This window comes from Myxococcus sp. CA023 (assembly GCF_010998615.1).
Classification (GTDB): domain Bacteria; phylum Myxococcota; class Myxococcia; order Myxococcales; family Myxococcaceae; genus Myxococcus.
In genome coordinates, this window is record NZ_JAAEAH010000014.1 from 36,560 (window position 1) to 59,854 (window position 23,295).

The window sequence follows — 23,295 nt, forward strand, 5'->3', positions numbered from 1 at the left end:
CCCTTTTCGTACGCCGCCGATGGGGTGGGGCTACAATGGAGGCTTCCCACCCATCTCCGCCGTCGTGACGCCGTGAAGACGCCGCGCACTCCTTTTTCCCTCCCCCTTGTCGCCGTCATCGGGCTGCTGAGCGCCTGCGGGCCCACGCCCACCACCATGAAGCTGGAGCCGCTGGAGACGAAGTACCTCCGCACGCCAGGGCAGACCGTGAAGCTGGCGTACGAGGTCTTCGACGCGGAGGGCCAGCCCATGTCCGACCCGAAGCTGCGGTGGACCAGCTCCGCGCCGGACGTGGCGCAGGTCCAGGAGGGCTTGCTGACGGTGCGCAAGTCGGGGAAGACGACCATCGGCGCGACGGGTGGCAAGGTCCGCGCGGCGTTGCCGCTAGAGCTGACCATCCTCAACTCGCTGGACGTGCGTGCCCCAGGCGCGGACTTCCTCGAGGTGGGGCGTGTCATCAAGCTGCGCGTGGTGGCGAGGAACGAGCAGGGCTCTTCGTTGCAGGACGCCATGCCCACGTTCCGCTCCTCGGATGAGATGGTGGCGCGGGTGGAGGACGGGCAGTTGGTGGCCGTGCGCCCGGGCAAGGCGACCCTGAGCGCGACACTGGGGCACCTCAGCCGGCACATCGCGGTGCAGGTGGTGCCGGCGGACTTCGCGCGGCTGGGCCTCAACCTCACGCACCACGCTTTCCAGCGGAGGGGGCAGTCCGTGCAGCTCCAGGCGCGAGCCTTCAATCGCAGCGGCGTCGTGCTGGACACGGTGCCGCTGGAGTTCTTCACCTCGGACCCCGCTGTGGTGTCGGTGTCACCCGAAGGCCGCGTGACGGCGGTGGGGTCCGGGCGCGCGGTGGTGTCCGTGGTCGCCGGTCGGCGGCGGTCGGCGGCGGAGTTCGTCGTCCCGTAGCGAGTCTTCCCCGCGTCTACGGCTTCGGCGCCGCGGGAGCCTTCGACTTCACCTTGGGCATGGCAGGCGCTTTCTTGGTGGGGCGCTTGCGCTTCTTGTCCTCCGCGTCCTCCGGGCAGGGCGGACGCGGTCCGTCGCTCGGCGGCTGGATGGTGAAGTCGACGCGGCGGTTGAGCGCCATGCCTTCTTCCGTCGCGTTGTCCGCCAGCGGCCGCGAGCGGCCAAAGCCCTGCGAGCACAGCCGCTCCGCCGCCACGCCGCTCTCCACCAGGAAGCGCATGACGCTGGCCGCGCGGCGGCGCGACAGGTCCAGGTTGTACGCATCGCTGGCGCGAGAGTCGGTGTGACCCTCGACGTGCACCCGGTCGGCCTCGGTGTTCTCGTTCATCACCCGCGCGACCTCCTCCAGGATGGGGAAGGACTCGGAGAGGATGATGTCCTGGTCGGTGGCGAAGTTGAGCTGCTCCAGGATGACAATCCGGTTGCCATCGCGGCGGGCCAGCGGGCACCCGTCCTTGCCTCGGCTGCCGGCGGGCTGGTCCGGGCACCGGTCGAGCCGGTCGACCACGCCGTCGCCGTCCTTGTCCGTGTCCGGGCAGCCCATGTTGGCCACGGGGCCGGCCACGTCGGGGCACGCATCCGACTCGCCAATCACGCCGTCACCATCCGGGTCGATGGGCGGCGGCGGGGGCTCGGGCGGCTCCTTGAAGCGCTCCAGGGCCTCCCACTCGCGCGTCTTCGCCGGAATCCACAGGATGGACGTGAAGAAGCTCAGCGAGGGCGAGGCGATGGAGCAGCCGCATCCCATGCCGCCGCCGAACGTGAAGGTGAGCCCGGTGGAGCTGTACCAGCGCAGGCCGAAGAGCGCCTCCGCGGGGACCTGCCGGGGCTCATCGGGCTGCTTCTGCAACCCCACCGCACCGTGCACCATGCCCACCGCGGTGACACCGCTGCCGCGAAGGATGGGGACCTCCGCGCCGACGCCGAAGGGCATCATGTCGCCCAGGGACACGCCGCTGAAGACGCGGTCCGGGCGCTTCCAGAAGCCGCCGTTGAGCGCCAGGAGGATGCCGTTCTCGAAGCGGTAGTCCAGCACCAGGCCCGGGGCCCAGGTCAGCTCGCCGTCTCCGGCGAAGGCGTCCTGGGCGCCGGTGGGGAAGCTCACGTTGAGCGTCACCGCGCCGCCCCAGCCCTTGCCCTCGGCGGGCCGGCGCAGGCCCGGGATGGCCACCTTGCCGGTGAGCCGGAGGTCACCGAGCACGAAGCTCTCCACACTCCCCTCGGTGCCAATGACCTCCAGGTTGGCGCCGCCCTGGGCGAGGATGAGCGGCATGTCCACGCCGACCTCGGCCCAGTCGAAGAGGCCAACGGTGGCCATGACGTCCAGCTGAAGGCGGTTGCCGACCAGGTTGATTTTGCTCAGGTCTCCGCCCTCGGGAATCAGGGACAGGGGGTTGAGCGAATAGCTGAGGTACGGCCCGGCCGAGACGGACAGGTGTGACAGCGGACGCGACTGCTGCACCACGACCAGGTCCTGGGGCGCGCCGGACGGACGGAAGAGCTGCACGTTGAAGCGCGCGTCTGGCTGAGCAGTGGCGGCGGTGGACAACCCCAGCGCCACGATGAGGAACAGGTGCGAGGGCTTCATCGAGCAGGGCGCCGGCGGCGGAGGAACGTGAGGCCCGCGGCGAGCAGTAGCAGGAAGGTGGTGCTTCCAGCGGGCGTGGCGTCGGCGGTGGTGCCGCAGCAGAAGGCGCCGCCTTGGGGCTCGGTGCCCGGCTTGCGGCGGCCGCGCTCGCACTCCATCGTCTTCGCGGAGCAGTGCTCCACGCCCAGGCAGTCTCCGCTGTCGGAGCAGGCGGTGGAGCAGGTGTTGGTCGCAGTGTCGCAGGTGCCGCCGCAGGGGCAGTGGGCATCCGCGAAGCACTCCACGCAGGAGGCTCCGTCGCAGACCGTTCCCGGCTCGCACGTCACCGCGCACGCGCCCGAGTTCTCACACGTGCGCGTGGTGGGGTTGCACACGCCGCTCCCGCAGTCCCCGTCATCCGTGCAGCCCACGCAGGTGCTGCCCTGCACAGTGCCATTGGAGAGGCAGAAGGGGGTGTCACCATCGCAGGCGCCACAGCGGGGGCCGCAGTGCTTGTCCGTGGTGCAGGACGCGCATTCGCCACTGAGGCAGAACTGGCCGTCGCCGCACTCCAAGTCGTTGCGACACTGGACGCAGACTTCGCCGTCGAGGCAGTAGGGGCGCTCGCCGGGGCACTTCACGCAGCCAGGGCCACAGCTGTCGGCCGTGTTGCACGAAGGCACGCTGTCCACGCAGCGGCCGTTGGCGGTGTCGCACTGCTGTCCCGCGGCGCACTGGCTGCTGGTGGTGCACTCAACACAGGTCGGCGTGGCACCGGGCGTCAGCGCCATGCACTGGGTGCCGTTGGGACAGCAGTTGCAGGAGTTGCCAGCGCACGAATCATTGGTGGCGCAGGGCGAGCAGACGTTGTCGGTGCAGGACTCGCCTTGAGGGCAGTGGGAGTCTTGCGTGCACTCGCGGCACTCGTGGAGGTCGGTGGCGCAGACCTCGCCGTTGGTGCACTGGCTGTCGTTCTTGCACTCGACACATGTGAATGTTTCGGTGTCACAAGCGCCCGTGGCGCAGTCGCTGTCTTCGTTGCAGCCGGTGCACTGGTTGGTTTCGAGGTCGCAGCGGCCGTTCGGGCACTGGCCGTCCTCGATGCACTGCACGCACTGGGTGCGGCCGTTGAGGTTGGCGCAGTGGGGCGCGGACTCGCCGCAGGGGGAGCAGTCCTCGCCGCAGAAGAGCGAGGAGTCGCAGGGCGCGCAGAGAGCCGCTGCGTTGCAGTGGTAGAAAGAACCGCAGCCGCCAGTGCCTGGGATGTTCGCGAACTGGCGGTTGCACTGCTCGCAGCGGTTGATGTCGTCTGGGAAGGAGGGCCGTCCGCCCTCCGTGTGGAAGAAGAGCTCTGGCGGAGCAAGGGCGAAACCGGCTGTGTTGAGCTTGACGATGGGGTCGGTGCTGGCGCCACGCTCTGTATCTGGAAACGCACCGACGAACGTCGAGAACTCAAGCGCAGAGTGCTCGCTGAACTGAGCGTAGAGGATCTCTACGGGATAGAGGCCCGGTCTCTCAAAGACCACGGTGTTGGTCGTGCGCCAGGACGCGATTCCGATCCGCGGTGGCCGGTTGATGACCTGATAGGGCGTCTGGCTCAGGTCATAGATGACGAAGCTGACGGCATCGTCGGCATAGAGTCCGAAGTGTAGAGGGACTTCCACCCACTGCGGTTGGACGTTGATGTATCCGCGAAATCGGGCGCCGAAGGACGAGAACGTTGGGTGTGGGGAGGCACATCCGCCTCTACCGCACGAACCAACGGAGTCCACGAAGTCGCCGTAGCTTGGCTGCTGAATCGTTGGGTCGTTTGGATCGCCTAGCGTGATGTTGTTCGAGAGGTCGAACAACGTGCGGAGTACGGAGGTGACGCGTCGCGGCCTGCTCGACTCCATGAACGCATTGAAGGTACCGGGGAATGTGGGCTCGTCCTGAGGGAAGTCCACGACCGGATTCGATGATGTGCTTGATGCCATGCACAACCCGGTGCCGACTGCTCCTGGTGAAGGAGCTACGGGAGTCCCACGGATGCGGACAAGCTCCGGTTCCTTTTCGCCTGGCTCTGGCTGCGCCTGCGCAACACTGGCGAGGCACACCGACAAGACAGTGAGCGCGGTACGCGCGATGCGGGACAATGGCGATTTCAAAGCCCCGCAACAATGCGGGATATCTCCCACAACCGCAATTCCGGCAACGTGCGGCTTTCCGCTACGACGTCGCAGGTCCTCCGGAGGTTGCTCAACGGCGGAGATTCAGTGGGCCGTTGCTACTCGGAATAGTTTGAATTGCAGGTCGCTCTGACTCAGACCCGCTTGCAGCTCACGTCCCCATCCTGGGAGCGGATGAACGCGGCGGTGAGTTCCGTGCCCAGGGCCGCGCACAGCACCTCGAAGGTCCGCCGCCGGGCGCCGCCAACCACAGACGGCTGGCTGGCCAGTGTTTCGGGATGTCGCACGAAGATGTTGTAGCCCACGATGCAGCCATCCGCGCGGAGCACGGTGATGCCATCGGTGGCCATCATTCCCCGCAGCAACTGCGCGGCGGCGCGCACGGCGGTGCCCGCGCTGTCAGTGGGGTCCACGTGGTAGCGCTCCAGCAACGCCACGATGTCCAGCGGACGGGGAAGGATGATGCCGTCCACGAACAGCGTGGAGCCCGCGCGCTCCCGGGGCAGCACCGCCACGAGCGCGCCGTGGGAGCCCTGCATCACCTCGAAGAGCACCCGGCGGAAGAACCCTCGCGCGCGCTCGCGACTGTGCGTGGTGACGCCGGCCGTGACGACGTCCGCCAACTCATCCATCACCTCCGGCGGAGAGGCCGACTCCACCCTCGCGCCGGACAGGTACACGTGCCGGCACAGCCCTCCGCCCGAGCGCAACTCCAGGATGTTGTCGGCGAGCTGAAGCACCCCCACGACCCCCGCGTCCCTGGCTTCGACACGGCGCAGCCGCTCCAGCGGCGTCTCCGCCAGAGGGAAGGGGTCCGTCCGGAAGACGCCGTAGGCGAAGCCCTCTGGGACGCGCAGGAGGTACAGCGCCCACCAGCGCCCCTGGCCCAGCGGCGCGCACTGCTTGAGCGCGCGCTGGATGGTGGCGCGCGAACGGGGACCGATGCCGATGGCAATCGGGTCATGCCCGCCCAGGTGTTCGAGCATCTGTCCCAGGTCGTCTCCCACGAAGGCCATGGGAAACAGCGGGGCTCCCTCCTCGCGATAGCGCGACAGGGTGACGATGAGCTCTCCGATGGCGTCCGCCGTCAGCTCGCAGGACATGCGTGCTTCGTCCAGGAACGTGCTGACGGCGTCGGTCAGCAGGTGGCGGAAGGACAGGACGAGAGGTGGCGAGCCCAGTCCGGCTGGGTCCGAGCCGTTCATGAGACGTACAGCATGGCGCATTGCCGCCGTGCGCGCACGGACGGAGTGACAGCGGGCCAGGAGGCCTGTTCCCTCGCCGAGGCGTCATCGTGCGCCGGTGTCTGCCGGTTCAGCCCCGGCTGATGCGGGGTGTCAGCGCCGCTGGGTACACTCGGGATTCAGGGCCCGTCAGGACAAGCCTGTCCGGGCCTCGTCCAGGCGGGCTGCCGTCTGGTTCCAGTCGCTGGCCAGCCCGTCGAGTTGCTTCAGGATGTCGGAGAAGTACCGCGCCTCCAGGGCCTTCGACAGGGTCGCGCCGTGGGCATCCGCCCACTTCTTCGTGACACGAGCCCGCACCTGGGCGCCCAGCAGGTCCACGAAGCGCTCCATCAGCGGCGTGGACAGCAAGGTGCCCGCCCAGACGACCGCGTCATGGCCCATGCCGCCCGTGGCCACCGTCACCGCCGCCGCCGCGCCTGACGGCACGGAGTACACCAGCGTCGTCAGTGTCTGGAGAATCTCCTCCCGCATGTCGCCCTGAAGCTCCGCGGAGACCAACTCCCGGCAGTATGCATACAGCGTGGCCCGGTCCGCCGCGTGCGCGTGCAGGGGCTCGAAGCCCAGCGGCTCCTCCAGCTTCGTCAGCGTCACCGGACCGAAGGCTTCCTCCAGCTTCGTCCGCGTCTGCGCGTCGGCGCGCCACGCGGCCACTTCCGGAGCGAAGGCATCCACCAGCCGCCGCACTCCGTCCTTCAGCGTCTCGTCCACCGCGTGGGTCGGCGTGTCTGCGCCCGGGGGCTCGGGCGCGGTGAAGGACTCGCGCACCTTGCGCGTGACGAAGGTGAGCGCCGTGGCCAGCCCCCGGAAGGGCAGGCGCACCCACTTGTGGAACTGACTGCGCGCATCCAGTTCGTCGCGAAAGGCGTCGATGAGCACGTCCGCGGGCACGGCCTTCAGCGCCGCGTGCGACCCCACCACGTCCAGTTCGTGGCGCAGTCGCTTGCGGAGCCGGTCGGGCTCCCGCGCCGCCTCCGAGGCCGCGCGCGACACGGCCTCCATCTCCGCGCGCGCATCCGCGAGCGAGGCTTCCAGCGCCCGGGCCTTCAGCTCGCGCGCGTGTTCGGCCTGTCCCAGCAGCGCCCCCAGCGCGGGCTTCCCGTCCAGGGGCTCCGTGGCCAGGGGCTTCAGTCCCGCCTCCACGTCAGGCTGGTGCGGCGCCAGGTAGCGCGCCAGCGCCGGGTGGCCCACGTCCTCGGCGAGCTTGTCCAGGTGCCCGCGGGCCACCTCCTCGCGCGTGGCCTCGTTATAGACGAGCAGGTACGGCCGTCCATGCCCCACGGCCGCGCGCAGGAAGTCCACCAGCGCGGCGTTCTGGTACGTCTGCCGGCTCACCACGAACGCCAGCACATCCACGGTGACGAGCAACGCCTCCGCGCGCTCGCGGTTGTCGCGGTACACGCTGTCGAAGTCCGGTGTGTCCATGACGAGCAGCCCACGAGGCACCGCGTCCGAAAGCGTCAGGTACAGCCGGCCCGGAGGCCCTGCCTGGTCCACGGGCGCCGCGTCGCCGGAGGCCACGAGCACGATGTCATAGCGCCGCGTCAGGAAGTCCTTCAGCGGCCCGGTCCACGTCTCCGGGTGGGCCGCCGCCAGGCACTGCTTGGTGAGCCCGCCCTCGGGCCTCGCGGGGGACAGCGCCGCGCCCACCAGCGAGTTGAAGAGCGTGGACTTGCCCACGTTGTTGGGACCGGCGATGGCCACCAGCAGCAGGGGGGAGTCCGCGGAGCCCAGGCGGGGGAGCAGGTCGCGGCGCAGGCGTTCGGCCAGACGGCGCGCGAGCTCGGCGTCCGAGGCGTCCGGGAAGCGCTCGGGAGCGGGCAGGGCGTCCAGGGCGGACGCGAGGCAGGTGCGCAGGGTGTACGGGTCTCTCATCACCAGAAGTCCTCGCACCACAGCACGCGGGACGCCCCGTGCCCAGGCACTTGTCCCACCAGGTGTCGGCCGGGGACAGAGCGGGTGGAGCGCGGTAGGGTGGTCCCATGCGCCTTCTCGCCGCCTGCCTGCTCCTGTCGGGGCTCGTCGCCTGCACCGCCGCGAATACGAATGCCCCCGCGGCCGCCGCGTCTCACGCCAAGGGCCCGTTGCCCTTCATTGAGGACGACTACGCCCGCGCGCTCGCCGAGGCCCAGGCGAAGGGGCTCCCCCTCTTCGTCGACGTCTGGGCGCCCTGGTGTCACACGTGCCGGTCGATGAAGGCCTACGTCCTGTCCGACGCGTCGCTGGCCCGGCACGCGGACCGCTTCGTGTGGCTGGAGGTGAACACCGACCTGACGTCGAACGCGGCGTTCCAGGAGAAGTATCCGGTGGAGTTCTGGCCCACGCTGTACGTCATCGATCCGCGCCAGGAGAAGGCCCTGCTGCGCTTCGCCGGCAGCGCCACCGTGGCGCAGTTGGAGAAGCTCTTCGAGGACGGTGAGCGCGCGTACAAGGGCGGCGTCACCGGCGCCGAGGCACTGCTGGCTCGCGGGGACGCGCTCTATGCGGAGGGCCGCTCGGCCGAAGCCGCGGAGACGCTCGTGGAGGCCCTGGCCGAGGCGCCCGCGGACTGGTCCCGCCGGGGCCGCGCGGTGGAGTCGCTGCTGACGGCGATGTACGGCGCGAAGCAGCACGAGGCGTGCGCGAGCAAGGCGCTGGAGGAACTCCCGAAGACGCCCCGCTCGCTGTCCTGGGCCAATGGCGCTCTCCTGGGCATGTACTGCGTGCTGTCGCTGCCGGAGGACCACGCGGCGGGGGCGGAGCTGCGCGGCGGCCTGGAGGCCAAGGTGGCCGAGGCCCTGGCGCCCCCGGCCATCGAGATGTCCGCGGATGACCGCTCCGGCCTGTACGAGGTACGCGTGCAGGCGCGCGAGGTGGCGAAGGACACGGCGGCCGTGAAGGCCCTGTCGGAGGAGTGGCTGGCGTTCCTGGAGGCCGAGGCCGCGAAGGCGCCCAATCCCCAGGCGCGGACGGTGTTCGACTCGCACCGCATGCTCGCGGCCATGAAGCTGGAGACGCCCGCCCGGGCGATTCCCGCGCTCGAGCAGAGCGAGAAGGACCTGCCCCAGGACTACAACCCGCCCGCGCGCCTCTCGACGTTGTACCGGCTCGTCGGCCGGCTGGATGACGCGCTCGCCGCTAGCGACCGTGCGCTGGCGCGCGTCCAGGGCGCGCGGCGGTTGTCGGTGTTGTCGGGCCGCGCGGACATCCTCGTGGCGCGCAAGGACACGGCGTCCGCCGTGAAGACGCTGGAAGAGGCCATCACCTTCGCGAAGTCGCTGCCCGCCTCGCAGGTGTCGCCGCGCACGGTGGCCGGGCTGGAGAAGAAGCTCAGCGGTCTTCAGGCCTCGGCGCGGTAGCCGCCGCGCGGGTGTCCAGGTCGAACAGCTCGTAGTCCGGGGCCTGGCACTCGCGCATGGCTCCGTCGGTGAACACCAGCATCGCGGTGCCGGGTGCTGGTGGAGGCGGCGCGCCGTGGGCGTAGTCCACGCGCGTTCCATCCGTGACGAGATGCCGCAGCACGCCGTCGCGAGCGTCGGTGGGTGGCATCCCCAGCATCGCGCGGCTTCGCTTGTCGCGTGTATGGCCCACCACCTGCGTCAGGCCCGTGGGCAGCCGTCTCGGGTCGAAGCGGCGCCGGGGCGTGCCGCGCACGCGCTCGGCGTCCTCGGGTAGCAGGCTGGGGCGCTGGAAGAAGATGCCCGTGCCCTCGCCGTGGGCCGCGTCGCCTGGGTGGTGCAGTCCCGGAATGACGAGTGGACCTCGAGTCCAGCCCGCCACCGCCGCATCCAGGGCCGCGTTCAGCGCCGCCGCCACCTGGTTCGCGTCCTCGCGCTGGGCGGGAGGCAGGCGCGTCACGTCCAGGTCCTCCTGTGTGACGCCCGCGTGCAGCACCAGCAGGTCGGGGGCCGCGGCATGGGCCACGCGGAAGCGCTTCACCCGCAGCAGGTGCTCCACCCAGGTGCGCTGCACCTCGCGGAAGTTGCCGAAGTCGCGGGCCACCAGCTCCGCGGAAGGAACTTCGGGCCAGCGCGCGAGGAACGCCTGCTCCGCCGCTTCGTCCGTAGCGCCTCCCTGGTAGATGCGGTCCGCTTCGGCCTGGGCCTCGGCGAAGCGCGCATCCGTGAAGCTGGCGAACTCACCCACTCGCCCCAGGTCGTGGTTGCCCAGCAGCATCACCGCCTGGGTCGCCGGGTGGGCGGCCAGCCACGCCACCAGCGCCAGCCCACTGGCGGCGGCGGACTCACGCTCGGTGGGCTTGCCCCAGTCGAAGTGGTCGCCCACCGAGATGAGCTGCACGTCGGAGTGAAGCCACCCCTCGCCGGTCAGCAGTCCGTGGTGCGCCAGGATGGCCAGGACCTGGTCCAGGTCGGCTTGCGGGTCCCCAATGACGAGCCGCCGCCGCCAGACATGGTCCTCCGCCGGGACGGAGCGCGGCGCCTCCGCCGCGGCCTCGGCGGCCCGCGCGAGCGCGGCCTGGATGGATGACGTCTTGCTCATGAGCTCTGGAAGAAGCGGGCGATGAGCGCCGAGCGGCTTTCCACCTGTGCCTTGCTCAGCAGATGCGTGACGTGGACTTCCACCGTGCGCTCGGCGCAGCCCAGCCGGCCGGCGATGGACTTGTTCGTCTCGCCCTGGATGATGTGCGTCAGCACCTCGGACTCGCGCGCGGTGAGCGACCAGCGCGCCGACAGTGCTTGCACGCGCGCGGCGGCGCTGGACGCGGTGCCGGTGTCGATGGCCAGGTAGTGCGGTGGCAGGCCGGTGGTGAGCAGCGGCGTCATGGTCAGCGGGCCAGAGCAGGGAATGCCCTGGGCGCCGCGGCGCAGGGACTCCATCAGCTCCGGGTCATGCCGTTCCAGCCGCGCTCGGCCGGCATTGTTGGCGTGCACCACGCGGCCACTGGAGCTGACAATCCAGGCGGCGCGCCCCAGCGCTTCCATGGCGACCTGCAGCGCCGTGGACATCAGGCCCGACTCGCGCAGTCGCGTCTCCATGGTCAGCCGCCGCTGGAGCGCGGGCGTCAGGGCCTGGAGCAGGCGCTGCTCGCGCTCGGTGAATGGCTCGGCGCGGGCCAGGCCCACCCAGCCCAGGAGCACCGGCCCATCACAGACGAGCGTGCGCAGCCATTGCATGTTCTCCACGCCGAGCTGCCGGAAAATCGCCGCGGAGCGGGCGCTGATGCGCTCCCGGGTGCTCTCCAGCGATTCCTCGCTCATGCCCAGCCTGCGCCCCACCTCGCTGGCCGACAAGTCATGCAGCGGCAACTGGCGGGCCGTCTCGGTTTCCGCCAGCGAGCGGAAATGCAGCGCGCGGTTGCGCTGAGCAGGCTCGGGCCGTGCGGGATTGAACCAACCCCAAGGCTCTCCCCAGGCAGACACCTGGTTCTCGATGGCCGCGTGCACTGTCGCGGCGGGGAGTGGGAAGCCCGCGCAATGGGCGTAGCTCGCGTGGTAGCGCTCGGGGCCCACGTCCACGCCATAGGCGACGGCGCGCTCGGCCCTTAAAGCCTCTCGTAAAGCGCCTAGCACCGGGGGCAGGGATTCTGTCCCGGGCTCGGCCTCCACGAGCATTGCCTCAAGGTCCGTCAGCAGGCCTTGCTCCTCGGAATTCAAACGAATCACGGTTTTGGAAGTATACGCCCGTCAGGGTTTGCGCCCAGTCCTTGCCCTTTCTTCACGCACGTCTTGAACGTTCAAAATTGTCCCTACAGGGGCTTCTTGGCTCTCAAATGTTCTGGGTTTTTAATGACCCAGGGATTTCCCCAATAGCCGGACACGGGGCAGTGGCGGAACACTCTCATGTCGGCCCCCGGGGGGAGGGCCGCCGCGGTGAACTGTGAGCGCGCGCCGGGCGCTCGGTTTCGGGTACCCGGTGCGCCGCTCCTTTCCCACACGCCTGGCGCCCGCACTCCAACCCACGAGGATGGCTGCCTTTGTGGGCCCACCAGACCTCATGGGACATGCAGGAAGCGAGGCAGGCGCCCGGCGGGCACCACCCTGCGCAGGAAATGAAGCATGCCCAGGCCCAGGTAGGCCACGCCCAGGGCCAGCGCAGCCCAGCCCAGCCAGGCGCTGATGGCGCCCGTGCCCAGGCCCACCAGGGCCCAGATGGCGAGCGCCGTGCCCACGCCCCAGGGCATGGCCGTGCGCAGGTGGGGCGGACTGAAAGCACCGCCCAGGGCGCAGAAGGCGGCCGCCATGACGCCAAAGCCGAACCACTTTGGCTCCTGGACGGGGAAGATGGCCGCCATGGATAGCAGCACCGTGAAGAGTCCGAGAATCGCGAGTCCCAGGGTCATGGCTTACTCCGTGGCCGTTCCTGGGAAAGGTGCGCACCGGGCGCGTAGCGCGTAACGCACCTTCGGTTCGTGGGCTTCGCGGCATGCCGCGTGGTGTCGTCCGCAAAGGCGCGAAATCGCAACATCCTTCCGCTCGGCACGCTGCTGGCTAGGCTGCCAATCGGTTGTACCACCGTGCGACGGCCGGCCCACGTGAAGAACGGATGGACACCTGGAAATGCGTTCGATGAAGACGAAGAAGTCCGTGAAGCGCGCGTTGTGCATGGCAGTGGTGATGACGGTCTCCGGATGCAGGGCGCCCGCGGCGTTGGGGCCTGGAGGCGGGATGAGCGCTTCAGAGGGGGCCGACTCCGCCGCTTCGTCCGAGGGCTCCGACTCCGCTGCTTCGTCCGAGGGCTCCGATTCCGCCGCTTCGTCCGAAGGCTCGGGTGAATCGAGCCAGTCGGACTCAGGTGCGTCGTCGGAGGGCTCGGGCGACTCCAGCCAGTCGGAGTCGAGCGGTTCCAGTGGAGAGGGCTCCAGCCGGTCGGAGTCGAGCGGCTCTGGTGAAGAGGGCACGAGCCACTCCGAGTCGAGCGGTTCCAGTAAGGGGGGCTCCAGTCAGTCGGAGTCGAGCGGCTCTGGTGAAGAGGGCTCCAGCCGGTCGGAGTCGAGTGGCTCCAGTGAGGAAGGCGGCGCGAGCGAGGGCTCCGCGGGAACGGAGAGGGCGGACGGTGAGGCGTCGCGCTCCCGCAGCAACAACAGCAGCCAGTCGAACAACAACGACGTGGCGTCCTCGGTGACGGTGGCCGCGCTGGTGGTGGGGCTCGGCATCATCATCTGGCAGGCGTATGCCGCGGTGGAGCGGCGCCGAGGGGTGTCTCCGAAAGAGGCGGGCCGCGCGGCCCAGGTGTACCTGCGGGCGCGCACGCACCAGCTTCGTGAGGACCTCGCCCTGGGAGCGGGGCCGACGGTGGAGGACCTGGCGGCGGCGGCGCGCATCCGGCGTGAGCACCTGGGCCTCTTCGGGCGCGTGCTGCGCGCGAACCGGAAGGAGCTGCTCGAGATGGCCGAGGCGAGCACCCTCACGCCGGACCGCGCGCTCGCGTGGCTAGAGCGGGTGGGAGAGCTGGCGCGGGCCGAGCCGCGGCTGGAGGAAGATCGCCGCGCGTTCCTCGCGGCACCGGCCCAGGAGGGCACCGCGACGGTGGCGCACTGATGCGCTGGCTGCGGCTGCTCGCGCTCGTCTTCGCGCTGCCGGTGCACGCCGAAGATGCCCTGTCCGCGCGCGTCCACGCGCTCGAGCAGGCGGGCGTGGTACTGCGGGGCGCCGCCGCGGCCGACGCGGACCTGGTGACGGAGGTGGAGGCGGGGCTGGAGGCGCTGCCCCCGGCGATGCGGCGTCCGCCCGGTGGTCCCCTGGAATTGGTGCTGCACCCGGAGGCAGCGCCGCTGGGCCTGGGCGATGGCTCCCCCGAGCGTCCCGACTGGACGGAGGGCCGCGCGCGGTTCCACCTCTACCAGTACGCCCCATCGGAGGAACGCCGGGCCACGCTGCGTCTGTCTCGACTGACGGACGCGGAGGTGGAGCGGTTGTGGCGCCGGCGCGCGGTGGTGCACGCGGTGATGCAGCGCTGGGATGACGCGAAAGGCTGGAGCGGCACCCCGGCCTGGCGCCGGCTGTCGGGTTGGATGAAGCCCTTCGAGCGGCCCCTGGTGTGGAAGGAGGAGGTCCGCCTTCGCTACGCCGGAGCCTTCAGCCGCGCGATGGGGCAGCGCAGCGCCTCGTTGGATTGGGTGACGTTCGCCGAGGAACTGCTCGTGCCCGTGGAGTCCCTGCGCGCGGATGCGCTGCCGGTGGATGACCACGTCCGCTGCCAGGAGTTCTCCAAGGCTCGCGCGCTGACGGAGCAGTTGGAAGCGTTGGGCCTGGGCACGCTGCCGCCGCGCGGTGACTGTCCCGCCTTCGAAGCCTGGGCGGAGCTGGAGTCCCTGTCGCACTTCGAGGTGCTGCTGGTGGCCTCCACCGGCCGCCAGCCGGAGTCCCTCTTCGGACACCTGCTGTTGCGCCCCGTGTGGCGCGAGGGCGAGGTGCCACGAGGGCCCGCCTTCGAACGGGTGGTGCAACTGGTGGCGCTGACAGGGATGGAGTCCAAGGGCCTGGGCTATGTGGTGAAGGGAATGACGGGGGCCTACGACACCGTCTTCCTCACGGGGACGATGGGCGACCTGTCCCACGAGGCGCTGGAGCTGGAGCAGCGCTCCATCCGCCGCTTCCGCCTGCGCCTGAAGCCCGGTGAGGAAGCGCGGATGCTGGAGCGGGTGTGGGAGCTCGAGCGCCGCGGGTACATGGGCTACTACTTCTTCACGGACAACTGCGCGAGCGCGCTCGTCTTCCTGCTCAACGGCGCGCTGGAGGGGGGGCGGCAACTGCGTCCTCCCGGAACGCTCTGGGTCCTGCCCACCGCCACGCTGGACACCTTGGCCCGGGTGCAGGTGGAGGAGCCGGGGGGCGAGACGTCCTCCCTCCTGGAGCACATCCCGGATGCGTTCGAGTCCACCGGGGACCGCGCGGTGCGTGCGCACTCGGCACAGCAGGAGGCACTGGACGCGCTGGCCGGACATGTCGGCGCAGATGAACTCGCGCGTCTCCGGGGTGTGCATGCCCGGTTGGAGTCGCCGGAGCCACAGGCCCGCGCCCCGGCCTATGACGACCTGCCCGGGGTGGTGGCCGCGCTGATGCACTCGGCGAAGACGGCGTCCCGCGACACGGTCCGCGCGCACCTGCATGCCTACGTGGCGCACGCGGTGCGGGTGGAGCGCGCCGCGGTGGACCGTGCCGATGGCGAGCGCCTGCGAATCGAGCGCGAGCGGCTGCTCGCGATGAAGATGTCGGTTGCGGGCTCGGCAAGGGCCGGCACGGCCGAGCGCCAGCGCGTCTTCGAGACCGAGGACGCGCTTCAGCGGAGGCTCGCGGTGTTGGACCGCGCCACCCTGCTGAAGGACGCGCTGGCTTCCGCGGAGCGCCGTCCTCCCACGCCCGAGGAGCTGCGGACGCTGGTGTGGGCCGAGCGAACCGAGGCCACCTTCCACCGTGCCACCGACGTACAGGGCACGCTCAATGACGGCTTGCTGGCGACCGTGGACCCGGTGGCCTTCCTGCACGAGGACCGGCGCCGCAAGGCGGCGGCGGAGACGGCCTGGGCGGAAGGCGCGCTGCGGGAGTCCGGAGCGGGGCGCGTGATGGTGGCCCTGGGCGTGGATTTTCCCGAAGGGGCAGCGGCCCGGCCCCTGGTGGGGCTGCGCACGGCGGGCATGGCCGAGGCGCTGGGCGATGCGCGGCTCCACGGCTTCCAGCCGAGCAGTGAGCTGCGGGTGCTCGATGGCGAGCTGTTTCTCCTACCGCGCTGGGGACTGCCCAAGGTGGTGGCCTCGGACCTGACGCTGTTGGGCTACCGCACGCTGCTGCGCGAGCTTCCCCAGTTCCGTGACTCCTTCTGGGATTCGCTCGGCTGGGGTGCCGAGGCCCGCGTGGCGTCGAGCGACGCGCGCCTGCTGCGCTATCGCGCGTCGGTGCAGGCGGAGGCGTTGATGGTGCTGGACGAGGACGCGCGCTTCTCGCGCTTCACCACGGTGGGCGTGGGCGGCCTGGCCGCGGTGCACTGGAACCGGGATGTGCTGACGCCGGCCGCGGGGCCGCGCCTGTCACTGGCGCATCGGATGGGGCTGTTCGGCTCGGGTGCCAACGCGGTGCGGCTGGAGGCGGCCTACGCGCCCACCTGGAGGGTGGGGGACACTCACTTCACCCACGAGGCGGGCGCGGCGCTCCAGTTGGAGGTGTGGCTGGGGCGCGTGGGGTCCTTCGGCGTGCTCCTCACGCCCCGCGCGCAGGTCCGGTGGGAGGGGGCGATATCGCCCACGCCCCACTGGGAAGCCCTGTCGCCGTCTACGTGGTTGGCTGGCTCGGCGGAGCGGCGTCTGGCACTCGGGTTCGAGGTGCGCTGACAGAGACGGGCTCTCCGATTTTGTAGCTCGTCCAGAACGGGTGGCTGATGGCCCCCGTCACGGCGCCGATGAAGAGGCCGATGACGTAGAGCGCCGTGTACCCCCAGAAGCCCAGGCCATAGAAGATGTGGCCCTGGGTCGCCGAACCGATGAAGAGGAAGAAGGCGAGGGCGGCGGGCACCGCGATGGCGGAGAGGGCGGCCGCGCCGAGCGCGCGCGGTATCTTTCGCGCGTGGAAGCCGCCGAAGGTGCCGGCCAGGAGCCCGTTGAACATGGGCAGGAAGAACAGAGCCAGGCTGATGAACGCCATCACCAGCGTGCTCACGATGAACCGCTTGTGGACCGGATTGATGGTGTCTGGCTTGAAGGTCAGGTCCGCGGGAATCTCCCGGCGGATGTACTCGTAGCGCGGCTTGGGACCGGCAAGGGCCTTCTCCGGGTCCTGCGTCATGATGCGCTCGGGCATGTCTGGCTACCTCCCTCGGGGGCAAATCAACGTGTGCCTGATGGTCATGAGTTTGTGACGCCAGCGGGTGTGCGGAAGGGCCGCTGGCCGCATCGAGGGGCGGGCCACCTGCCGGGGCCTTGAATTCCCCCTCCGGAATACTCGCGGAGTCCCTGGATACCCGAGCCGGGGGGCCCGAAGATGCGCGCCGGACTTGGCGGACGGTGGCCTCCGGCTATGCTGCCGCGCCCGGCAGCACCCCCATCCCTGCCCGTACGGAATTTTCCATGAGCTTTCGCCGCAAACTGCTGACCCTTGCCCTTGCCTCTTCCTCCCTGCTGGCCGCCTGCGTCGTGCAGCGTCCGTTCTATCGCGACGTCGTCCAGCCCGCGGGCTCCTCGGTGACGGCCGGCACCCTGGTGGACCTCATCGTCCTGGACTCGGACACCAACCAGCCCGTGAAGGGCGCCAAGGTGCTCTGGGGCGAGGACTCCCGCTCGCGCGAGTCCTACGTCACGGACGAGGACGGCCGGGTGTCCTTCGATGTGACGCCGGCGCTGCTGAAGGAGAACCCGCTGGTGGAGGTGGTGTTGCCCAAGGGCGTTCGGAGCTACCGCCTGCAGGTGGTGCCCTCGACGGATGCCGCCGCGCCCGAGGCGACGGAGGCCGCTGCTGCTCCCGCGACCCCTGAGGCTCCCGCCGTGCCGGAGACGCCTGCGACGGATGCTCCCGCCGCGGCGCCTGAAACCGGCAACTGAGTCCGTTTTCTCTTCCGCGCGAGGCTCAGCCGAGCTTCGCGTGGAGGAAGTCCACGGTGCGCTGCCACGCCTTCGCGGCGTTGTCTGGTGAGTAGACCTCCGGACGCGTGTCATTGAAGAAGGCGTGCTGTGCGTCGTAGCGGTGAATCTCCATGGGGACGCCGCCGCCCTTCAGCTTCTTCTCCAACGCGTCCACCCGCTCCGGCGAGCACCATTCGTCATTGTTCGCGTAGTGCCCGAGCACCGGCGCGCGGATGCGTGACACGTCCGCGGCCTCCTCCGGGGGGATGCCGTAGAAGGGCACGGCGGCGTCGAGCCCCGGCTCATTCGCGGCGGCCAGCAGCGTCAGCGCGCCGCCCATGCAGAAGCCCATGATGGCCACCTTGGTTCCGGGCTTTCGCGCGCGCAGCGCCTCCACCGCGGCGCGCAGGTCCGCCGTGGCCTTGCCCCAGTCCAGGGACTTCAGCATCGCGTTGGCCTCGCTGGCGTCCTTCGTCACGCGGCCTTCGTAGAGGTCCACCGCGAAGACGGTGAACCCCTCGCGCGCCAGCCGGTTCGCCACGTCGCGCGTGTGGCCGTTGAGGCCCCAGTACTCATGGATGAGCACCACCGCTCCGGGCGCGTCACCCTTCGGGGCTTCACTCAGATAGCCCGCCAGTGCTTGGCCCTGCTTGCCGATGAGCTGCGTCTGTCCTGTCATGGCTTCACCCTTGCGAGGTAGTGGAAGGGGGCGCAGCTTAACGGCCGACTCCGCGCACGCGCACGTGAACCGGCGGACGTGCCCGCTTCGTGACAGAGGACCGCATGTCGAAGGCATTCACGAAGGAGGACTCGGGCGACGACAGCGTGATGCCCGTGCGCCCGCGCGCCTCCTCCGGGGAGAAGCGCTACATCACCCCGGAGGGTTACCGGGCGCTCCAGGAAGAGCTGGCGGCGGCGCAGGGGCCGGACCCCAAGGCGGGTGAATTCACGGAGCTGGAGGCGGGCGTGCGCCGCAAGGAACGCGAGCGGCGCACGCAAGAGCTCGCGGCGGTGCTGGAGGAGGTGCGCGTGGTGGCGCCCGACACCGCGCAGGCCGGCCGCGTCTTCTTCGGTGCCTGGGTGGAGCTGGAGGACGAGGACGGCCGCCCGGTGCGCTACCGCATCGTCGGGCCGGACGAGTCCGACGTGAAGGCGGGGCGGCTGAGCGTGGAGTCGCCCCTGGCCCGGGCCCTGCTGGGCAAGGAAGTGGGCGAGTCCGTGGTGGTGGAGCGCCCCCGCGGCCCCGTGGAGTACACGGTGACGGCCGTGGACTACGCCGCGTCCTGAGCCGGGCTCAGCGCCTGGTGGCGATGACGGTGCTCAGCACGGAGAAGGGCTCCGGCATCAGGCCGTCGCGCACCTCGACGGTGAAGCCTTCCGCTTCGAGCAGCGCGCGGGCCCGGGGCACCAGGAACGTCAGGTAGTACATGACGAAGGGCGGCTTCCACAGCGCGTTGCGCGCGCGCATGGCGGCGTTGAAGCCCTTGGCCATCCAGTAGACCGGGCGGAGCTTCGACGGCGGGTGCGCGGTGACGAAGAGGAAGCGGCCCCCGGGGCGCAGCGCGCGGGCGATGCCTTTCACGAGCTTTGGCTCGTCCTCTTCGAGGATGTGACCGAAGGCGCCGAAGCTGGTGACGACGTCGAACGCGCCGTCGAAGGGGAGCGCCAGTGCGTCGCCCTGGATGAAGTCCAGCGCCGCGGTGCCCGGCGCCTGCGCGAGCTGTTGGCGCGCCTCGTCGAGCATGCCTTGGCTGAGGTCGAAGCCCACCACGCGCTCCCGCGCGAGCGGGCGCAAGAAGCGCATGGCCGCGCCGGTGCCGCAGCACACGTCCAGCGCGCTGCTCACGCTGCCGGGCGCGCCCAACTGGGCAATGGCGGCCTCGAGCACCGCGTCTGGCGTGCGAAAGGGCGTGTACTCGAACTTGGGCGCGAGCAAGTCGTAGCCGTGCTCGACGGACGTGAGGGCCTGCGAGGCCAGCTCCCGGAGGGTGGGGCCCTTGCGGTGGAACATGGTGTCTCGGGGTGTATCGCACCCACACCGGCCCCTCCCTCTGAAAATGCGGCCGGTATTGGGCATTGAATGTTCCGCGGGGTGCCCCGTCAGAAGGTTCAAGCAGGACGATGGAGGAGGACGACAATGGCGCTCAAGACGGGTTTCGCGGTGCTGGCTTTCGGAATGATGTTCCTCGGCTCCACGGCCGCGCATGCGAAGGACGACAACGAGAAGTCGCGGTTCTCCCAGCAGCACCGGCATGACGGCCGCGGCGGCAACTTCGGTGTCCACGTCGACGCCCGCCGCCACCCGGGACCCGCGCCGCTGCCGCCGCCGCACGCTCGGGGCCGCTACGAACTGCAGACGGTGAACCGCTGGGTGCAGGGCCGCTACGAGCAAGTGTGGGTCCCTGAGGTGTGCCGCGAGCGTAACCACCGCCGCTCGCGGGTGACCCGGTGCACCGGGGGCTTCTACGAGCAGCGCTGGGTGCCGGCCCGCTACGAGCCGGTCCAGGAGTGGGTGTGGGTGACCTACGCTCCGGGCCGGGTGCACATGGCCAGCGCCGGCCGCCGCTAGACGATTCGAGTCACGGGGGACCGCGCCGCGGGCGCGCCGGGATACGGGGGTAAACCGGCGCGCCTCGCGGCAGCAGGTCCGCAGTGCCTTTCCCCGCCGGGCCTGTTACTGAATGCGCCGCATGGCGACCGCATTCATCACTGGGGCTGGCATCCGCATCGGCAGCGCGGTGGCTCGGGCGCTCGGGCGCGCGGGTTATGACCTGGCGCTCCATGCGAACCGCTCCCTTGAGCCGCTGGAAGCGCTGGCGGACGAACTCCGAGGCCTCGGCCGCCGCGTCACCCTGCACGCCGCCGACCTGAGCCGCCCGGAGGCAGTGGATTCCCTGGCCGCGCAAGTGCGTGAGGCGTGGCCCGCGCTGGACGTGGTGGTCCACAACGCGGGCCTCTTCGAGCGCACCGACTTCGCCGCCATCTCCCGCGACCAGTACCGCACCATGATGGCGGTGAACCTGGACGCGCCCTTCTTCCTCACCCAGGCCCTGCTCCCCGCGTTGCGCGCCGGCAAGGACCCGTTGGTGGTGCACCTCACCGACGTCGGTGGGGAGCGGCCGGTGAGCCACTACGCGCACTATTCGGTGAGCAAGGCGGGCCTCATCATGCTCACCCGCGCGCTGGCGGTGGAGCTGGCCCCGCACATCCGGGTCAACGCCGTGTCGCCCGGCACGGTGGCCTTCCCCGAGGACTTCGACGCCGAGGCCCGCGACGCGGTGCTGCGCCGCATCCCCATGGGGCGCGAGGGCAACGTCGAGGACATTGCCCGCACCGTCGTCTTCCTCGCCCGCGAGGCGCCGTACATCACCGGGCAGGTCATCGCCGTCGATGGCGGCAGGAGCGCACAGCTATGAGCGCCGAACACGCATTCCTTCCCCCCGTCATCACGACGCCGGACGGCCGCCCGCTGGACGTCATCGAGATTCGGGGCCTCACGGTGGACTGCATCGTGGGCATCTTCAACAGGGAGCGCATCGCGGCCCAGCCGCTGCGACTGGACGTGGCCCTGTTCCTGGACACCCGCGCCGCCGCGGTGGGAGGCAGGCTGGCGCATACGGTGAACTACGGCCGGCTCGCGGGGGAGCTGCGCTTCCTGCTGGAGGCCTGCCGCTTCGAACTGCTGGAGTCCGCCGTCGAGACGGTGTGCCGCTACGTGCTGGCGCCGCCCACCGACGACGTCCCGCGCGCGCAGGTCCACGCGGCCACGGTGCGGGTGACGAAGCCGCTGGCGCTGGGCGGGTTGGCGGTGCCGTCGCTCCAGATTCACCGGACGGCCGCGGAGATGGTGTACGGCCGGGAGGAGAAGGGCTTTGGCCGCGTGGACATCATCCACGAGGGCGCGGGCTATGGCGTCTACCGGCTGCGGGTGAAGCCGGGAGGCTGCATCCCCACGCACGTGCACCAGCAGATGGAGGAGAGCGAGCTGGTGCTGGGCTCGGGGCTGCTGCTGCAGTTCAAGCCGGTGGCCCGGGGCATGGCCTTCCACTGGCCGCGCGGCTTCCTGCACCGCTACGACAACCCTTCATCCACGGAGCAGACGGTGCTCTGTGTGGACAGGCCGGGCTTCATGCCGTCGGACGAGGTGGAGACCGAGCCGCCGCCGGAGGGGCTGCTGCCCGTCACCGGCCACTCCTATTACCCGCTGGATGAGCCCGCGGCGCCGGGCTCTCTCGCGGAGCACCAACCGTGAGCGGGGCGGTGTCTTCAAGGAGCGCCTTCCATGAGTGAGGTGGGCACGCGCAAGGTGCTCGTCACTGGCGGTGGGACGGGCATTGGTCGCGCGGTGGCGGAGGCCCTGCTGCGCGCGGGGGGGCAGGTGGTGGTGTCGGGCCGGCGCGCGGAGGTGCTGGAATCGCTGACGACAGCATGGCCGGGGCAGGCCTTCGCGCTGCCGTGTGACCTGGCCTCGCTGGAAGCCCGCGAGGGTCTGCTTCGCCGTGCCGCGGGGTTGCTGGGAGGGCTGGACGGTTTCGTCCACAGCGCGGGGCAGGTGGTGCACCAGCCGCCGGGCCACATCGGCGAGGACGCGCTTCGCGCGCAGTTCGAGGTCAACCTCATCGCGCCGCTGCGGCTGGGCGAGCAGGCACTGGAGGTGCTGGAGCCGGGTGGGGCGCAGGTGTTCATCGCGTCCACGCTGGCCACGAGGCCCGTCGTCACCAGCGCGGTGTACAGCGCGGCGAAGGCAGGACTCCTTCAGGTGATGAAGGTGCTGGCGTTGGCGGGTGCGGCGCGAGGCGTGCGTGCCAGCGCGGTGCTGCCGGGCGTGGTGGAGACGGACATGGTGCGCGAGGTGCGCCTGGCTCCCGGCGAGGGGCCGCTGTCCGAGCCCGAGTCCACGCGGCGGCAGGAGGCCCAGCTTGCGGGCTTGCGGGCGCTGCATCCGCTTGGACGGTTGGGGCGCCCCGAGGACGTCGCCGAGGCGGTGCGCTACCTGCTGGGCGCGTCGTGGATTTCCGGTTCCGAGCTGGTGCTGGATGGAGGGCTACTGCTGCGGGAGTGAGGCGCGGTATGAGGTGGCCTCGGCTCACGAGAACGACGGGATGCTCCTCGACAGACGGCTTCAGCTCTTCGTGGTGTTGGTGGGGGTGTTCGTCACCTCGCTGGTGGTGGGTGACATCATCAGCGTGAAGCTGTTCGAGGCGAAGGTGGGGCCGGTGGTGGCGGTGATGTCCATCGGCATCCTGCCCTTCCCGGTGACGTTCCTCCTCACGGACATCCTCAACGAGTTCTACGGGAAGAAGGCAGCCCGCTTCGTGACGTGGGTGGGCTTCTTCATGGCCATCTTCGCGGTCGTGGTGATTGCCATGGCCGTGCAGGTGCCGTGGGCGCCGCTGACGCGTGCGCCGGACTTCACGGGTACGGTGGAAGGCTCGTTCAACAACGTCTTCGCCGGCTCACAGCGCTTCCTCGTCGCGTCGATGATGGCGTACCTGGTGGGCCAGTTCTGCGACATCGCCATCTTCAACGGGCTCAAGCGACTGACGCGCAACCGGTTCTTGTGGGTGCGGGCGACGGGCTCCACGCTGGTGTCGCAGCTCCTCGACACGGTGGTGGTGCAGTATGTGGCGTGGACGGGTGTGCTGCCCAACGCCACCATCCTCAGCATCATCTACACGTCCTACGTGGTGAAGTTGCTGGTCGCGGTGGGCCTGACGCCCTTCATCTACCTGGGCCACGCCTTCGTCGAGCGCAAGCTGGGCATCGCCCCCTTGGTGTTGGGGGAGAACGGCGAACCCATTGCCCCGCCCGCGCCGTCCGTCACCCAGGAGGAGCAGCCCCGCGCCGCCTGAGCGCGTGGGGCTC

At 70.1% G+C, this 23,295-nt stretch carries 21 protein-coding genes; 11 read left to right on the forward strand and 10 right to left on the reverse strand.

All coding sequences use genetic code 11. The features are described 5' to 3' along the window. Positions 1-72 precede the first annotated feature (72 nt). Complete coding sequence (locus F8M74_RS08305; RefSeq protein WP_141253271.1) at positions 73-906, forward strand: Ig-like domain-containing protein; 834 nt, start codon at positions 73-75, stop codon at positions 904-906. 16 nt (positions 907-922) lie between these two features. On the opposite strand, the gene traB is transcribed toward F8M74_RS08305, so the two are convergent. The 4 genes from traB to F8M74_RS08325 all read right to left on the reverse strand — a co-directional run bounded on the left by traB (position 923) and on the right by F8M74_RS08325 (position 7,817). After that, a complete protein-coding gene (gene traB / locus F8M74_RS08310; protein ID WP_141253270.1) occupies positions 923-2,554 on the reverse strand; it encodes an outer membrane exchange protein TraB in 1,632 nt (543 codons plus the stop codon). Continuing rightward, positions 2,551-4,710, reverse strand: coding sequence for an outer membrane exchange protein TraA (gene traA, locus F8M74_RS08315; RefSeq protein ID WP_141253269.1), 2,160 nt, complete (start codon positions 4,708-4,710; stop codon positions 2,551-2,553). Before traA ends, traB begins: the two co-directional genes overlap by 4 nt. Before the next feature lie 125 nt (positions 4,711-4,835). After that, entirely contained in the window at positions 4,836-5,906 is a 1,071-nt protein-coding gene (locus F8M74_RS08320) for a hypothetical protein (RefSeq protein ID WP_228559182.1), read from the reverse strand. 168 nt (positions 5,907-6,074) lie between these two features. After that, positions 6,075-7,817: a GTPase domain-containing protein gene (locus F8M74_RS08325; RefSeq protein WP_171410189.1), complete on the reverse strand. Its 1,743-nt coding sequence runs from the start codon at positions 7,815-7,817 to the stop codon at positions 6,075-6,077. A 107-nt stretch (positions 7,818-7,924) separates the two neighbouring features. Here F8M74_RS08325 and F8M74_RS08330 point away from each other — a divergent pair, with 107 nt between their 5' ends. Continuing rightward, the gene (locus F8M74_RS08330; RefSeq protein ID WP_141253266.1) at positions 7,925-9,280 is read left to right on the forward strand and encodes a thioredoxin family protein; all 1,356 of its coding nucleotides are present in this window, start codon (positions 7,925-7,927) and stop codon (positions 9,278-9,280) included. Here the strand turns inward: F8M74_RS08330 and F8M74_RS08335 are convergent. The 3 genes from F8M74_RS08335 to F8M74_RS08345 form a co-directional block, all read right to left on the reverse strand. Further along, positions 9,252-10,421 carry a metallophosphoesterase gene (locus tag F8M74_RS08335; protein WP_141253265.1) on the reverse strand — a complete coding sequence of 390 codons (1,170 nt, stop codon included), beginning with the start codon at positions 10,419-10,421 and terminating at the stop codon, positions 9,252-9,254. The genes F8M74_RS08330 and F8M74_RS08335 overlap by 29 nt on opposite strands. Beyond that, positions 10,418-11,545: a helix-turn-helix transcriptional regulator gene (locus tag F8M74_RS08340; RefSeq protein ID WP_141253264.1), complete on the reverse strand. Its 1,128-nt coding sequence runs from the start codon at positions 11,543-11,545 to the stop codon at positions 10,418-10,420. The genes F8M74_RS08335 and F8M74_RS08340 overlap by 4 nt, the downstream gene beginning before the upstream one ends. Positions 11,546-11,874: 329 nt before the next feature. Next, positions 11,875-12,222: a hypothetical protein gene (locus tag F8M74_RS08345; protein WP_141253263.1), complete on the reverse strand. Its 348-nt coding sequence runs from the start codon at positions 12,220-12,222 to the stop codon at positions 11,875-11,877. A gap of 226 nt (positions 12,223-12,448) precedes the next feature. Between F8M74_RS08345 and F8M74_RS08350 the strand changes: the two genes are divergently transcribed. Both F8M74_RS08350 and F8M74_RS08355 read left to right on the forward strand, forming a co-directional pair. Next, on the forward strand, positions 12,449-13,420 hold the full coding sequence (locus F8M74_RS08350; protein WP_228559184.1) for a hypothetical protein: 972 nt from the start codon (positions 12,449-12,451) through the stop codon (positions 13,418-13,420). Next, a complete protein-coding gene (locus F8M74_RS08355) occupies positions 13,420-16,206 on the forward strand; it encodes a DUF4105 domain-containing protein (protein WP_141253261.1) in 2,787 nt (928 codons plus the stop codon). Before F8M74_RS08350 ends, F8M74_RS08355 begins: the two co-directional genes overlap by 1 nt. On the opposite strand, the gene F8M74_RS08360 is transcribed toward F8M74_RS08355, so the two are convergent. Next, a complete protein-coding gene (locus tag F8M74_RS08360) occupies positions 16,148-16,672 on the reverse strand; it encodes a hypothetical protein (RefSeq protein WP_141253260.1) in 525 nt (174 codons plus the stop codon). The two genes, F8M74_RS08355 and F8M74_RS08360, sit on opposite strands and share 59 nt — an antisense overlap. Before the next feature lie 266 nt (positions 16,673-16,938). Between F8M74_RS08360 and F8M74_RS08365 the strand changes: the two genes are divergently transcribed. Further along, positions 16,939-17,409, forward strand: coding sequence for a hypothetical protein (locus tag F8M74_RS08365; protein ID WP_216619848.1), 471 nt, complete (start codon positions 16,939-16,941; stop codon positions 17,407-17,409). A gap of 25 nt (positions 17,410-17,434) precedes the next feature. Here F8M74_RS08365 and F8M74_RS08370 read toward each other — a convergent pair whose 3' ends face one another. Beyond that, positions 17,435-18,109: a dienelactone hydrolase family protein gene (locus F8M74_RS08370; protein ID WP_141253258.1), complete on the reverse strand. Its 675-nt coding sequence runs from the start codon at positions 18,107-18,109 to the stop codon at positions 17,435-17,437. Positions 18,110-18,213: 104 nt separating this feature from the next. On the opposite strand from F8M74_RS08370, the gene F8M74_RS08375 reads away from it, so the two are divergent. After that, positions 18,214-18,717, forward strand: a complete 504-nt coding sequence (locus F8M74_RS08375) for a GreA/GreB family elongation factor (RefSeq protein WP_141253257.1) — start codon at positions 18,214-18,216, stop codon at positions 18,715-18,717. Between the two features lie 7 nt (positions 18,718-18,724). On the opposite strand, the gene F8M74_RS08380 is transcribed toward F8M74_RS08375, so the two are convergent. After that, positions 18,725-19,441: a class I SAM-dependent methyltransferase gene (locus F8M74_RS08380; protein ID WP_141253256.1), complete on the reverse strand. Its 717-nt coding sequence runs from the start codon at positions 19,439-19,441 to the stop codon at positions 18,725-18,727. A 126-nt stretch (positions 19,442-19,567) separates the two neighbouring features. Here F8M74_RS08380 and F8M74_RS08385 point away from each other — a divergent pair, with 126 nt between their 5' ends. The 5 genes from F8M74_RS08385 to F8M74_RS08405 all read left to right on the forward strand — a co-directional run bounded on the left by F8M74_RS08385 (position 19,568) and on the right by F8M74_RS08405 (position 23,282). Next, a complete protein-coding gene (locus F8M74_RS08385; RefSeq protein ID WP_228559186.1) occupies positions 19,568-19,999 on the forward strand; it encodes a hypothetical protein in 432 nt (143 codons plus the stop codon). Positions 20,000-20,120: 121 nt separating this feature from the next. Next, entirely contained in the window at positions 20,121-20,846 is a 726-nt protein-coding gene (locus F8M74_RS08390) for an SDR family oxidoreductase (protein WP_140795766.1), read from the forward strand. Further along, the gene (locus tag F8M74_RS08395; protein WP_141253254.1) at positions 20,843-21,682 is read left to right on the forward strand and encodes a dihydroneopterin aldolase; all 840 of its coding nucleotides are present in this window, start codon (positions 20,843-20,845) and stop codon (positions 21,680-21,682) included. The genes F8M74_RS08390 and F8M74_RS08395 overlap by 4 nt, the downstream gene beginning before the upstream one ends. Positions 21,683-21,712: 30 nt before the next feature. Beyond that, the gene (locus F8M74_RS08400; protein ID WP_141253253.1) at positions 21,713-22,492 is read left to right on the forward strand and encodes an SDR family NAD(P)-dependent oxidoreductase; all 780 of its coding nucleotides are present in this window, start codon (positions 21,713-21,715) and stop codon (positions 22,490-22,492) included. Between the two features lie 40 nt (positions 22,493-22,532). Further along, a complete protein-coding gene (locus F8M74_RS08405; protein ID WP_163884352.1) occupies positions 22,533-23,282 on the forward strand; it encodes a queuosine precursor transporter in 750 nt (249 codons plus the stop codon). Positions 23,283-23,295: the final 13 nt, after the last annotated feature.